Here is a 12,381-nt window from a genome sequence, read left to right as displayed (position 1 = left end):
TTTATTGATCGAAGAATTCGATTAGATTGAGTGGAACTTCGAAACCGGATGGGATGCCGATGCAAGTGGATCTGATCGAGACGTTTCTGGACCTGATGGAAACCCGTTCCTTCAACCGCACGGCCGAGCGGCTGAACATCACCCAGTCCACCGTTTCCCACCGCGTCAAGGCGCTGGAGGCACAGTTCAATCGCAAGCTCTTTACCCGCAACAAGGGTGGAACCGTGCCGACAGCCGCCGGACTCAGGTTTCTAGACTACGCAATAGCCTTGCAAAACCAGTGGCATGAGGCAACGCGCGCGGTCACCAATGCCGGCGCGCTGGAGCGCTCCATGCGGCTCGGCATCCAGCACGATCTGGCCGAAGCCTTTGCCGGCGAATGGCTATTCACGATCAGGCGTGAGCTGCCGACAACCGAAATCTACATGGAAGCGGATTATTCCAACCAGATGAACCGGGATCTCGGCGCCGGCAACCTCGACCTCGCCATGCTCTATACCCCGCACTATCTGCCCGATCTTCATTACGAAAGGATCGGCGATCTGCATTACATGATGGTGAGCACGGAAGCGGCTGCGCTATCGGATATCAGGGTCGAGACCTATATCCAGGCGATCTATTCGCCGGCCTTCGATCGCGCTCACCGGCTGGCTCTGCCGCATCTCTCCGCAGCGCCTGTTGCGACCGGCCAGAACATGGCGATCACCATGCTCCTGCATTCGCTCGGCGGAGCCGCCTATGTCACCACCGCAACGGCCAGACGGCTGACGCAATCCGGCCACGTCGCCCTTGTTGCCGATGCGCCGGTGATCCCGCAGACGGTCTACGCCGCCACCAGTCTGCGCACCCGTCATGCCCATCAGCACCGCAAGATCATCGGTGCGATGGAGGTGCTGCTTTCCGCAGGAAATGAGGAGGAAGCCTAATGTACGTTACGCCATTCGGCGCTGGATCAGCCGCTGTAAAAACATCAGGATCGAGACGATCGCAAGATAGTAGACGAGTGCTGCCGAATACCATTCGACGAAGCGGAAACTCGACGCGATCGCGTCGTTGACGACGGCCATGATCTCCCGCATCGAAATCACATAGGCAAGCGAGGTCAGCTTGATCAGGTTGATGAACTCGTTGACGAGCACCGGCATGACGATGCGCAAGGCCTGCGGCAGGACGACGAGGCCGAAGGTCTGCAGGCGGTTGAGCCCGAGCGCGCGTGCCGCATCTGTCTGCCCCTGGCCGATCGCCGCGAGCGCCCCGCGCATCGCTTCGGCCATATAGGCGGTCGTCACCAGCGTGAAGGCGATGAAGGCGGCGGCAAAGGGCGTGTACCAGGGCGCGCGCGTCAGGCCGGGAAAGAGCTGCGGCGCACCGTTCCAGACGATCAGCAGCACCAGGATGAGCGGCGACGAGCGAAACAGCCAGACATAGAGCTGGGCCGCCGTGCGCCGCACCGCCGCCATCGAGTTCAGGGCGACGGCGAGCGGCAGGCAGAGCAGAAACGAGGCGACCTGAACCAGGATGGACAGCAGGATCGCGATGGCCGCCCCCTGCAACATGACCGGCATGGTCAGGGCATCCAGAAACAGTTTCGTGTCGAAGTTCATGCCCTGTCCACCTTTTCAAGCCTCAACGATCGTAATCGACGTCGAACAGCGCCGGGTTCAGCCCGTATTTCTTGGCGATGCCGGCAAAAAAACCCTGCTCCTTCAGGGCCTTCAGCCCAGCCTTGACCGCGGCCGCATCGCTGCCTTCCTGGCGGCTGTAGATGCCGTAGGTGAAATCCGATGCCCACGTGTAGGGAAGCTGCAGCGTCCCGTCGGAACGCGAGGCGCGGTAGGCGCCTTCGGCCTCTTCGGTCATCGTCGCATCGACGCGGCCGACGAGGACCTGCTGGTAGGCCGCCTGCTGGGTCGGATATTCCTGGACCTCGACCGGCGGCTGACCCTTGGCGATCAGTTCCTTGTTCAGGGGCTCGATCCGCTCCTGCTTGTAGTAGGCGCCGGCTTCGAGCGCGATCACCTTGCCGCTCAGATCCTCCGGCGCCTTGATTGTGTCGCTACCGGCCTTGGTCACCATCGCGGTGGCCGATTTCATGTAGGACACGCCGTCATAAGTCTCGCGGCGCTTGGCGTTGATGTAGATGCCGCTGACGATCAAGTCGCAGCGCCCGGCCCCGAGCGTCGGCAACAGCCCGGCAAACTCCGTGACGGTATAGTTGACCTTGGCATTCCAGAGACCGGCGAGCGCTTCGACGATCTCGATATCGATGCCGGTCGGGGTTAGATCGGCCGGACTTTCCTTGAAGGTCAGCGGCGGAAAGGCCGCGGTGGTGCACACACCGATATCGCCATCGGCGGCAAAAGCCGGCGGCTCCGCCTGGGCAAGCCCCGCCGACAGCAGGATGGTTCCGAGAAGGGTTGCATGCGATGCCAGTCTGATCATCTCTATTCCCCTCATTGTGTTGGTGAAACGCGCCCGACGATGTCGCCATAGGTCTGGCTGTCGAAGGCGGGAAGGATAAGCGGGTCGACGAACCCGTCGCGTCGTGCCGTCAGCACGTATTGCATCATCGACGCATTATCAGGCATCTCGAAAACCTGGACGAAATCATAGGTTCCGAGCGTGGCGTAGAAGGCGACCGAGCGGCCGCCGAGCGAAGAAACGCGGTCTTCGCTCACCTTGCGCCGCGCGCCGCTGTCGGCGAGTTCGGCCAATCCCTTGGCCGTCAGTTTCATTAGCGAGATATATCGTTGCATGGGGCATCATTCCGTTGAAACGGTTGGCATCAGAACCGGTGATGTGGTGTTGGCGTCAGTGTTAGCGGCTAGCTTTTGCCAGGCCGGCGATGACCGCGTCGCTGGTCGAGACCGTGCCGAAGATGCCGTTCTCGATCGAGATCATGTTGATCGCCGCCTCATGCGCCCATTGCTCGCCGCTGGCGCAGCAATCCGAGATCGTCAGGCACTGGAAATTGCGGTCGCAGGCCTCGCGCAACGTCGTATGCACGCAGACGTCGGTGGTGCAGCCGGTAAACAGCATATGGGTGATGCCCTGCGCTCTGAGCACATGCTCGAGATCCGTATAGGTGAACGAGCTGTTGCAGGTCTTGTCGATGATGACGTCGCTGTCTGCGACATCGAGCTCGGGTAGCAGCTGAAAGCCGGGGCTCGAGCGCAGCAGGACCTCGGTGTTTTCCAGCCCCGAGCGCTTGCGGCGCCATTTTTCGTAAGGCGTCATGTCGGCGAGGTCGGCACGATAGCCCTGGCGCGTATGGATGATCAGGCATCCGGCTTGCCGCGCCGCGGCGATGACACGGTTGACGGCCGGCAGAATTGCCCTAAGCGGCGCCGGATCATAGCCCATCGAAGCGAAGTAGCCGTCGGGCGAGCAGAAGTCGATCTGCAGGTCGATCACCATCAGCGCGGTCTGCGACGGAACCAGCTTTCCGTCATAAGGAAAATCAAATGGTTGGGCCTCGATCATGCATGTCTCCCTCTCTCCGATCCAATTCATAGGAGCAAAAATCGATTGGGAATAGCGATTTTTTGTGCTTGATATTGTCTAGTTTTGCTAAACAATTGCCATTGCTTTGCACGCGACAGTCGATTGTCAATCAAGGCGGAAGTTCGAATGAAAGCTTTGCATTTCCTGCCTTATCTCAGGGCCTTCGAAGCCGTCGCCCGGATCGGCTCCGTGCGCCAGGCGGCCGACGAACTGGGCCTCAGCCCCGGCGCGGTATCGCTGCAGCTGCGCCGGCTTTCAGAGACGACGGGGCTGACACTTCTGGAGAAATCGGGACGCAATATCCGCCTGACGGCGGCCGGACGTGATTTCGCCCAGACCGTCTCCCATGCCATGGGCAATCTTGCCGTCGCGGTCGAGAATGGTGCCGAGCGGCAGCTCGAAAACCACCAGAAGAAGCTGACGGTCGCCCTGCCGCCGGCGCTGGCGATCGCCTGGATGGCCAGCCTCCTGGTGCAGTTCGCCGATGCGCGCGGCGTCAGCGATCTCGCCATGCGCAGCTGCATTCGCGCAAGCGACGTCCTCTGGGACGATGTCGACCTGGCGATCGTCTACGACAATCCGCCCTTCGACGGCCTGTGGTGGCAGGTGGTCAGCGACGTGAAGCTCAGGACCATATGTTCGCCGTTATTGTTCCCGCGGCTGGAAGGCTCGCACCGCGACAGGAAGCTGCGCGACGTCACATTGCTGCATGAGGATGACGGGCGGGAATGGACGCGCTGGTCGGCCGCCTCGCGCATCTCGCTCGAAGGCAGCCGCAGCGTTCGGGTGCCCTCGGTCGCCGTCGCCGTCGCATCCGCCCTGCAGGGACAGGGCATTGCGCTCGTCTCGGACGTTCTCACCCGCTCCTACCTGCAGGAAGGCCGGCTGATCCAGCCGTTCCCGACGGCGATACCGGCATCAGCAGGCTACTATCTTCTCTGTCCGACGGAGAAGGCCGAGGAACCGCTGATCCAGGCGCTTGCCCACCAGATCGCCGCCCACCTGCGTGGCGACTGACTGGCGCCGTACCCTTCAATAGCGCCCTTTGAGCAGCGCCTTCAGCCGCACCGCATCATCCGCGGTTACGCCCGGCGGATCGACAACCTGCATCCACGCATCGATATAGTGTTCCGGCGCATAGACGTGGCCGTAGCCGATCGGCGTCGTCGTGCCCATCGCCATGTCGGCCAGAAGCTGGAACATCGTCACGACAGGAAACCATCGAAGATCGGGCGAGACGTCATGCCCGCGCGGCGCTTTCATCCAGTCCGGCTCGCGGTAGAAGGAATACGGATCGAAGAAGGTGATCGGGTCGCTGGCATATTGCAGGTAGACGATGCGGACATTGCCCCATTCAGGGCCCGGAATATCAAGCGTATTCGCCTGGTTGGTGAAGCGGATCACCGATCCGTCGCGATAGAGCGGGCGCCATTGCGGAGACCCTGGATTGCGATTGCGGGTGATCGATAGCCAGGTCTTCGTCGGAAACGGCGAGCCGACCCAGAGCGCGCCCTGGAACGGATCGCTGATGATGTCGAACGGGTCGACCGAACCCTGCGAATTCATCGAGCCGAGGCTGAGGCCGTAGAGATAGAGCCGCGGCCGCTTGTCCTTGGGCAGCGTCGTCCAGTAGCCGTAAACCGCGTCGAACAGGGCGTTGGCTGTCTCGGCGCCATATTCCGGCTCGACCAGCAGAGAGAGCCAGCTCGTCAGGTAGGAGTATTGCACCGCGACACTGGCGACGTCGCCTTTCAACAGATATTCGAGCGAATCGAGCCCCGGCGGATCGATCCAGCCCGTTCCGGTCGGCACAACGATCATAAGGTTGGAGCGCTCGAACCCGCCGACGCGCTTCAGTTCTTCGAGCGCGAGCTTCGCTCGCTCCTTTGCCGTCTCGGCCGAATTGAGCCCGGCATAGACCCGCAGCGGCTCCTTCGCCCCGCCATTGAAGAAGGCGCCGATGTCCTTGGCGCTCGGCCCTGACGCGATGAACTGGCGTCCCTGCCGCCCGAGTTCATCCCAGGTCATCAGCGACGCGCCACTGCCCGTCTTCATCGGGTCAGTCGGCGGCGCCACATCAGGATCGATCAGCGCGTCGAGCCGTTGGAACGAGCTGTCGGCCGCATGCAGAGCGTAGCGGAAGATCACCCCGTCGGTGGCCGACCAGAACAGTGCAATTGCCGCCGCTACTGCGGCGAGCTTTGCCAGTGGCCGCGTCAACACATACTCGAAGCGCCTGGCGAGAACGCGGAACGTCAACCGAAACAGCCGTGCCAGCAGGACGATGAAGATGAAGACGAGCACGGCAATCAGGCCAAGCTTCAGCGGCTCCGCGCTCTCGACCGGGTCGAGGCCCATGAGGTTCCGCACGGTATTCTGCCACGCCGCCGCCCGCCAGAGGAAGGCGAGTGCAACGGCGGTGCAGCCGAGGGCAGCCACCAGCTTGAGGATCAGCCCGGTCCGTGGCCGCACATCGGGCAGCTCGAGAAACGACCACAGCCAACGAAGGAACACGCCGATGGCATAGCCGGCAGACAGCGAAAGACCTGAGATGACCGCTTGGATGACATAGGGGCGCGGGATCAGGCTTGGCGTCAGCGATGCAGCGAAAAACAGCACCCCGACGATGAGGCCCGTCGTCGAAAACGACGCCCTATGCCCGGACACGAACTGTGGAATGGGCCACTTTGCCACGCGCAGACCTGTCTCTTGAAGGTGATCCACCGGCAGGCTCCTTGTTCACGGTCGTTCATCGAGCGCGCCATTCCGATCGACGCGTTACCCGATTGATAACCGCCAGTCACCGCGCCGACAACCTCGTATCGGCCCTGCAACCGCTACGGGCGCGACAACCCTTGCCAAAGCGGCGAATGCGGCATCCCCTTACACGCGGTGGGTGCGGATCAGCTCTTCTGGAAGGCCAGGTGAACGCCGAGCCCGACGAGCACACCACCGCCGACGCGTTGCATGGCGCGCTGCGCCATGCTCGAACGCTTGAGCCGGGTGATCAGCACGCCCGCGAGGATGACGCAGGCAATATCAGCCGACGAAAACATCAGGTTGACGATCGTGCCGAGGATGACGAACTGCAGCCAGACCGGAAACGCCGCGGATGCATCGATGAACTGCGGCAGGAAGGCGACGAAGAAGATCGCCGTCTTCGGGTTCAGCACTTCGACGGTGATGCTCTCGAAGAAGGCGCGCCGGCCGGATTTCGCCTGGATGCCGGGCAAGGCGCGCTCCCCTTGCGTCTTGGCGCGAAACAGCGAGATGCCGAGCCAGACGAGATAGGCCGCACCGGCAAACTTGACGACCATGTAAAGCACCGGCACCGCATGAAACAGCACCGACAGGCCGGCAGCCGCCGCGAAAACATGCACATAACCGCCGAGGTGAATGCCAAGCGTCGCCATCAATCCGGACCAGCGGCCGCGCGCCATCGTCTGCGCCGCCGCATAGAGCATCGCAGGACCGGGGATATAGGCGAAGATCGCCGTGGTGGCGAGGAAAGCCAACAGCAGTTCCATTGAAGGCATCGATGTGCTCCCGATAGGCTGGACGGTGCGGATAAGCTGGCAATAGACAATGCCTGCGCTTGCTTGGCAAGGCGAATGGGCCAATGCGCGCACGCAGACATTGCGGGCCGGCCCGACCTTGCCACGCCCACCTGCCTGCCGTTTTGGAATCTACAAGCCGGAATGCGGCGCGCATCTCCCAGCCGAGGGCGACCGACGCGCAGGCCGCAACGTCGCCTCCCATAGTTGTCCAGTCCGGTGTTGCGAGCCCAAGACGCGTGCAGCGTCGGGCGTTTCATCGTCCTCCACACCACCCGCGTAGCGGCGTTCCGCTTCACGCGCGGGTCACCTCGACAGGTGTCTTCATGATGATTTCACGATGCGGGAACGGGATGGAAATGCCGGCCGCCTTGAACGCATCCCATAGCGCCATCAGCACTTGACCGCGAATATTCGTCAGCCCGTTGCTCGGATCGGAAATCCAGAACCTCAATTTGAAATCGAGCGATGATGCACCGAAACCGGTCATCCAGCAGACCGGCCGGGCATAGGTGCTGGCGACCCGCGGAATCGATGCGGCGGTCTCGATGGCGATGCGCGCGACCTCGTGCGGATCGCTGTCATAGGATGTTCCGAAGTCGATCTCGATGCGAACATAGTCGCTGGAAAACGACCAGTTCACGACTTGCTGCGAAATGAAGTCTTCGTTTGGAATGAGGTATTCCTTGCCGTCTCTCGTGATCACCGAGACGAACCGGGATCGCAGGTCGCGGACCGAGCCGAAGGTATCGCCGAGTGTGATCGTGTCGCCCGGTTTGATGGATTTATCGAGCAGGATAATGATCCCCGAGATGAAGTTGGAGACCACCTTCTGCAGGCCAAAGCCGATGCCGACACCGACGGCACCGGAAAAGATCGTCAATGCGGTCAAGTCGATACCGGTGGCGTTCAGGGCGATTAAGCCGGCGAAGCAGATCAATGCGATCTTGACCAATTTGCTGATGAGGACCTTGAAGGAGGGGGTGAGATCCGCAGACCTCTGTATCCAATGCGCCGAGACGTTACCGAACAGGACGGCGAGCCAGATCAGCGCAAAGGAAAGGACGATAGCCTTCAAGACAAGCAACAGCGAAAGGCGAACCGCGCCGAGATTGAACGCCACGCCATCGAGCGTCGTCAGGATCACGCGATCGAGGCCAATCGCGTAGAGCGCAAAGTAGATCCAGCCAGTGACGGCAACAACACGCGCCAGCGTCTGATTTCTGATGATGCGCGTGAGGACCGAGATAACAAACCACGCCGCCGTAAGCGTAAGCGCGGTGCCGACCAGCCATCGGTATGACGGCCATCCAAAGCGCAACAGCATCGCATCGGCGATCCACAGCCATATAATCAGAAATAGCCACCGTAGCCGCCGCATGAAAGCGATGATGACGCGCAGCAAGTCCGGATTGCCCTTGATGGTGCGTGCGCGAGCTTCGACTGCCGGCTCTATCCGCTTTGCCAGGAGGCCACAAACCAGGTAGCCGGCGACAATCAGGGCGAGTTGATAGAACGTCCACTCGTTGAGAAGGACCGTCCGCATCCAGGAACCAACGGCGTCGAACGCTTCTACGAAATCCATCGCCTTTCTCCGCGAGCGCCATGCGTCCATCTGAGCGCACGAGAGCGGGGTGAGGAAAAGTGGGCGCGGTTTCCGCCCGCATCCCGCCCTAGCCAGAATCGATCACGTTCATGATCGTGGGTCGATCGACCGAAAATCATCGTGATCCAGGGACGCTCTCTTTTGAATCTAGCGCACCCTTTGCACTTTCAAAGCCGCCGCCCGAAAACCTGGTGCGGTCGCGTCGGGAAAATGCGACCCGCATACAGCGCAGTCCTCTCAGATCCGCCGCTCCTTGATCGTGTTCATGACGAAGCTTGTCTCGATCGAGGCCACGCATTTGAGCCGCGCGATCTTCTCCTTGATGAAGCGCTCGTATTGTTCGAGCCCGGCGCTCATCACCTTCAGCACATAATCGCGCGAGCCGGTGACGAGGTGGCATTCGAGCACTTCGTCCCAGCCGCGGATCGCCTGCTCGAACATGACGATCTCGTCCTCGTGCTGACGACTGAGCCTGACGGTCGCGATCGCCGTCATCGTCCAGCCCTCGACCGCCGGGTCGATCAAGGCGGTATAGCCGCGGATCACGCCGGTCTCCTCCAGCCGCCGCAGCCGGCGCAAACAAGGCGACGCCGATAGCCCGACGCGCTCGGCGAGCTCGTTGTTGGTGATGCGCGCGTCGGCCAGCAATTCCTTCAGAATTCGGCGGTCGGTTTCATCGGCAATTTTCTGCGTCATATTCCTTCAGTCCTGGCAATAGTTTGCGCAACTCAAGGGTATGTGATCGCAAATAGCAAGGATCGGTCCAGGCGTCTGATATAATTTGCCTGTCAGTCGCCCCGTTTCGCTTCAGGAGAAAGCCATGACCGCGCCGCACCCCTACAAGACTCATATCGGAAACCACAAGCTGCATCCCGAAACACTGATGCTGAACTATGGCTACGATCCTGAACTGTCGGAGGGGGCCGTCAAGCCGCCGGTGTTCCTGACGTCCACCTTCGTCTTCCGTTCGGCCGAGGAAGGCCGCGACTTCTTCGATTTCGTCTCCGGCCGCCGCGAGCCGCCGGCGGGTGTCGGCGCTGGTCTTGTCTATTCGCGCTTCAACCACCCGAACAGCGAAATCGTCGAAGATCGCCTTGCCGTCTATGAGCGCACGGAAAGCTGCGCGCTGTTTTCCTCCGGCATGTCGGCGATTGCCACGACACTGCTCGCCTTCGTCAAGCCCGGCGACGCGGTGCTGCACAGCCAGCCGCTCTATGGCGGTTCGGAAACGCTGCTGGCGAAAACCTTCCTCAATCTCGGCGTTTCGGCCGTCGGCTTTGCCGATGGCGTCAACGAGGCGGCGGTGACCGCGGCCGCCGAAGAGGCGATGGCCAAGGGCCGCGTCTCGGTCATTCTCATCGAAACGCCTGCCAATCCGACCAACAGCCTGGTGGACGTCGCCATGATCCGCCGCGTCGCCGACGCGATCGGCGCCAAGCAGGGTCACACGCCGGTGATCGCCTGCGACAACACCCTGCTCGGACCGGTCTTCCAGCGGCCGATCGAACACGGCGCCGATATCTCGCTCTATTCGCTGACCAAATATGTCGGCGGCCACTCCGACCTCATCGCCGGCGCAGCCCTCGGCTCGAAGGCGGTGATGAAGCAGGTGAAGGCGTTGCGCGGCGCCATCGGCACGCAGCTCGATCCGCATTCCTGCTGGATGCTCGGCCGCTCGCTCGAAACCCTGTCGGTGCGCATGCACAAGGCCAACGATAACGCCCGCGTCGTCGCCGAGTTCCTGCGCGACCATCCGAAGGTCGAGCGTATCCACTACCTGCCCTTCCACGACGAAGCCTCACCGCTCGGCAAGGCCTATGCGGCGCAATGCACTGGCGCCGGCTCGACCTTCTCCTTCGATATATCAGGCGGCCAGGAAGCGGCCTTCCGCTTCCTCAACGCACTGCAGATCTTCAAGCTTGCCGTCAGCCTCGGCGGCACGGAATCGCTGGCGAGCCACCCGGCGGCGATGACCCATTCCGGCGTGCCGATCGACGTGCGCCGCCGGATCGGCGTTCTCGACACGACGATCCGGCTTTCGATCGGCATCGAACATCCCGACGATCTGGTCGCCGACCTCGCCAACGCGCTGACGCTCGCCTGATTTCGAGAACCTGACATCAGCAGACCGGCCGCCGACGCCTTCGCGACCGGTCTGCTCAATGGGACAGGATGTTGATCACGTTGCCGAACGGGTCGCGGAGATAGAAGCGCCTGACACCCCAGGGCTCATCGGTAATGTCATAGACGATCGCCACGCCCTTTTCCCGGGCTTGGGCATAGACCGCATCGACATCGTCAACCTCGATCGAAAGCACCGGCACCGGCGTGCCGTTCCCGCCCTCACTCGCCACGCTCACCTGCGGCAATGCCGTCTGCCCTTTGGCCGCGAATGTCAGAATCCAGCCGTGATCCATCACCAGCTCGAGCCCGAGCAGATCTGCGTAAAAGGCGTGCGCGGCCTGCGGATCTGACGCGTAAAGATTGGACACGATACGTTTGACTGCCATGTCGTCCTCCCGGTTTTGCCACTCGGCAATCTGTATCGCCACGACAAGTTTGCCAAGAGCAGTGGTGCCTACTCCGATCGCGGCAGCACGGTCCGGATCGCGGTTTCGACCACAGCCTTGAAGCGCGCGATCTCCGGCCGCCGCTGCTGCTGGCGCGAGGTCTCCAGAAAGACCGTTCCCTCGGTGCCGTCGATTGCGAGCGGGCGGATGACGAGCGCCGGATGCAGGCCCGCCAGATGCCGGGCGAGTGACGACGGAACGGTGGCGACCAGCCGGCTCGCGGTCAGTGCATCGCCGATCCCCAGATGCGATGGCATGATGAGCATGATACGGCGCGAGCGCCCGTCCCGCGCCAGCAGCCGATCAAAATGGTTGTCCGAGACCGGCCACGGCAACGAATAGAGATGCGAGGCTGACAAATAGCCTTCGACCGTGACCTCATCCGTCGGAGCCAACGGGCAGAGCGGACCGAACAGGCAGACGAGGCGGTCGATCGCAACCGGGGTCCGGTCAACGAGGCTGCGGTCGTCACGATCGCCGCCGACCGAGATGACCGCATCGACTTCGCCCTGCGACAGTTCGGTGGCGTAGGAGCGGCGCTCGAAGGAGCGGATCTCCAGGCTATGGCACGCATGGTCCTGTTGCACGCCCTGGATCAGCACCGGCAGCAACTGCTGGCGCAGGCCGTCGGGCACCACCAGGGTAAACCGGCGCGCCTGGGGCAACGCTTCCAAAGCGCCGGATGAAACCGCGAGCGTAATGCTGGCAATCATCTCGCTGAGCGGCACCGCGATCTCTTCCATCCGCGGCGACGGCGCCATGCCGGTTGGCGTGCGCGCGAACAGTTCGTCGGAAAAATCCTCCCGCATGCGCCGCAGCCTGTGGCTGATCGACGACGCCGTCACCCCGAGCCGCACCGCCGCCCGCCCGACATGGCGTTCCAGCATCAGTGCATGCAGCACTTTCAGATTGTTGAGGTCGATGCGACGCCAGTCGAGCATGCTGAATTCCGTTCAATGCGAGATGAGGAGCGATCATTTTCCAGCGATCGTTGGCCTTGCTACAGCGGCTCCTTAACACAGGAGGTGGCATGAAAGCAGCCGCGTCCCAGGAGAGAACGGACCATTGAGATGCAGGTGATGATCGAGGGACAGTCACGCTTCCGGCCTTTCGGCTTACCTTATTGGGGTTTCGAAGATCTCAACAA

The 12,381-nt window shown here is 61.9% G+C and carries 13 protein-coding genes; 3 read left to right on the top strand and 10 right to left on the bottom strand.

The features are described from left to right. The first annotated feature begins 59 nt into the window (after positions 1-59). Positions 60-926 (top strand): LysR family transcriptional regulator, encoded by an 867-nt coding sequence (locus C6558_RS07410; RefSeq protein WP_025427844.1) that lies wholly within the window; start codon positions 60-62, stop codon positions 924-926. Between the two features lie 6 nt (positions 927-932). Here C6558_RS07410 and C6558_RS07405 read toward each other — a convergent pair whose 3' ends face one another. The 4 genes from C6558_RS07405 to C6558_RS07390 all read right to left on the bottom strand — a co-directional run bounded on the left by C6558_RS07405 (position 933) and on the right by C6558_RS07390 (position 3,483). Continuing rightward, positions 933-1,604 carry an amino acid ABC transporter permease gene (locus C6558_RS07405; protein ID WP_025427845.1) on the bottom strand — a complete coding sequence of 224 codons (672 nt, stop codon included), beginning with the start codon at positions 1,602-1,604 and terminating at the stop codon, positions 933-935. 22 nt (positions 1,605-1,626) lie between these two features. Further along, on the bottom strand, positions 1,627-2,442 hold the full coding sequence (locus C6558_RS07400; RefSeq protein WP_158071706.1) for a transporter substrate-binding domain-containing protein: 816 nt from the start codon (positions 2,440-2,442) through the stop codon (positions 1,627-1,629). A gap of 11 nt (positions 2,443-2,453) precedes the next feature. Continuing rightward, positions 2,454-2,756, bottom strand: a complete 303-nt coding sequence (locus C6558_RS07395) for a GYD domain-containing protein (protein ID WP_038576291.1) — start codon at positions 2,754-2,756, stop codon at positions 2,454-2,456. Positions 2,757-2,817: 61 nt separating this feature from the next. Further along, a complete protein-coding gene (locus tag C6558_RS07390; RefSeq protein ID WP_025427847.1) occupies positions 2,818-3,483 on the bottom strand; it encodes a cysteine hydrolase family protein in 666 nt (221 codons plus the stop codon). Between the two features lie 147 nt (positions 3,484-3,630). Between C6558_RS07390 and C6558_RS07385 the strand changes: the two genes are divergently transcribed. Continuing rightward, positions 3,631-4,521: a LysR substrate-binding domain-containing protein gene (locus tag C6558_RS07385; protein WP_025427848.1), complete on the top strand. Its 891-nt coding sequence runs from the start codon at positions 3,631-3,633 to the stop codon at positions 4,519-4,521. A gap of 15 nt (positions 4,522-4,536) precedes the next feature. On the opposite strand, the gene C6558_RS07380 is transcribed toward C6558_RS07385, so the two are convergent. The 4 genes from C6558_RS07380 to C6558_RS07365 form a co-directional block, all read right to left on the bottom strand. After that, positions 4,537-6,228 carry an alpha/beta-hydrolase family protein gene (locus C6558_RS07380; protein WP_025427849.1) on the bottom strand — a complete coding sequence of 564 codons (1,692 nt, stop codon included), beginning with the start codon at positions 6,226-6,228 and terminating at the stop codon, positions 4,537-4,539. A gap of 179 nt (positions 6,229-6,407) precedes the next feature. After that, a complete protein-coding gene (locus C6558_RS07375) occupies positions 6,408-7,040 on the bottom strand; it encodes a LysE family translocator (protein ID WP_025427850.1) in 633 nt (210 codons plus the stop codon). A 313-nt stretch (positions 7,041-7,353) separates the two neighbouring features. Beyond that, on the bottom strand, positions 7,354-8,643 hold the full coding sequence (locus C6558_RS07370) for a mechanosensitive ion channel family protein (protein ID WP_057217674.1): 1,290 nt from the start codon (positions 8,641-8,643) through the stop codon (positions 7,354-7,356). A gap of 258 nt (positions 8,644-8,901) precedes the next feature. Next, the gene (locus tag C6558_RS07365; RefSeq protein ID WP_025427852.1) at positions 8,902-9,360 is read right to left on the bottom strand and encodes an Lrp/AsnC family transcriptional regulator; all 459 of its coding nucleotides are present in this window, start codon (positions 9,358-9,360) and stop codon (positions 8,902-8,904) included. A 124-nt stretch (positions 9,361-9,484) separates the two neighbouring features. Here C6558_RS07365 and C6558_RS07360 point away from each other — a divergent pair, with 124 nt between their 5' ends. Further along, positions 9,485-10,768 carry a cystathionine gamma-synthase family protein gene (locus C6558_RS07360; protein WP_025427853.1) on the top strand — a complete coding sequence of 428 codons (1,284 nt, stop codon included), beginning with the start codon at positions 9,485-9,487 and terminating at the stop codon, positions 10,766-10,768. Between the two features lie 55 nt (positions 10,769-10,823). On the opposite strand, the gene C6558_RS07355 is transcribed toward C6558_RS07360, so the two are convergent. Then, positions 10,824-11,174 carry a VOC family protein gene (locus C6558_RS07355; protein ID WP_025428215.1) on the bottom strand — a complete coding sequence of 117 codons (351 nt, stop codon included), beginning with the start codon at positions 11,172-11,174 and terminating at the stop codon, positions 10,824-10,826. A 68-nt stretch (positions 11,175-11,242) separates the two neighbouring features. Beyond that, on the bottom strand, positions 11,243-12,175 hold the full coding sequence (locus tag C6558_RS07350) for a LysR family transcriptional regulator (RefSeq protein WP_051509174.1): 933 nt from the start codon (positions 12,173-12,175) through the stop codon (positions 11,243-11,245). Between the last annotated feature and the right edge of the window lie 206 nt (positions 12,176-12,381).

Origin of the sequence: Ensifer sp. NM-2 (assembly GCF_003024455.1) — a bacterium.
Taxonomy (GTDB): Bacteria; Pseudomonadota; Alphaproteobacteria; order Rhizobiales; family Rhizobiaceae; genus Ensifer; species Ensifer canadensis.
The sequence above is the reverse complement of the archived record's forward strand: the minus strand, read 5'-3'. Positions and strand labels throughout refer to the sequence as shown.

What these genes read in the sequence shown, in the direction of transcription:
- C6558_RS07410 (WP_025427844.1), top strand. Translation starts at nt 60, where the DNA reads ATGCAAGTGGATCTGATCGAGACGTTTCTGGACCTGATGGAAACCCGT.
- C6558_RS07405 (WP_025427845.1), bottom strand. Translation starts at nt 1,604, where the DNA reads ATGAACTTCGACACGAAACTGTTTCTGGATGCCCTGACCATGCCGGTC.
- C6558_RS07400 (WP_158071706.1), bottom strand. Translation starts at nt 2,442, where the DNA reads ATGATCAGACTGGCATCGCATGCAACCCTTCTCGGAACCATCCTGCTG.
- C6558_RS07395 (WP_038576291.1), bottom strand. Translation starts at nt 2,756, where the DNA reads ATGCAACGATATATCTCGCTAATGAAACTGACGGCCAAGGGATTGGCC.
- C6558_RS07390 (WP_025427847.1), bottom strand. Translation starts at nt 3,483, where the DNA reads ATGATCGAGGCCCAACCATTTGATTTTCCTTATGACGGAAAGCTGGTT.
- C6558_RS07385 (WP_025427848.1), top strand. Translation starts at nt 3,631, where the DNA reads ATGAAAGCTTTGCATTTCCTGCCTTATCTCAGGGCCTTCGAAGCCGTC.
- C6558_RS07375 (WP_025427850.1), bottom strand. Translation starts at nt 7,040, where the DNA reads ATGCCTTCAATGGAACTGCTGTTGGCTTTCCTCGCCACCACGGCGATC.
- C6558_RS07370 (WP_057217674.1), bottom strand. Translation starts at nt 8,643, where the DNA reads ATGGATTTCGTAGAAGCGTTCGACGCCGTTGGTTCCTGGATGCGGACG.
- C6558_RS07365 (WP_025427852.1), bottom strand. Translation starts at nt 9,360, where the DNA reads ATGACGCAGAAAATTGCCGATGAAACCGACCGCCGAATTCTGAAGGAA.
- C6558_RS07360 (WP_025427853.1), top strand. Translation starts at nt 9,485, where the DNA reads ATGACCGCGCCGCACCCCTACAAGACTCATATCGGAAACCACAAGCTG.
- C6558_RS07355 (WP_025428215.1), bottom strand. Translation starts at nt 11,174, where the DNA reads ATGGCAGTCAAACGTATCGTGTCCAATCTTTACGCGTCAGATCCGCAG.
- C6558_RS07350 (WP_051509174.1), bottom strand. Translation starts at nt 12,175, where the DNA reads ATGCTCGACTGGCGTCGCATCGACCTCAACAATCTGAAAGTGCTGCAT.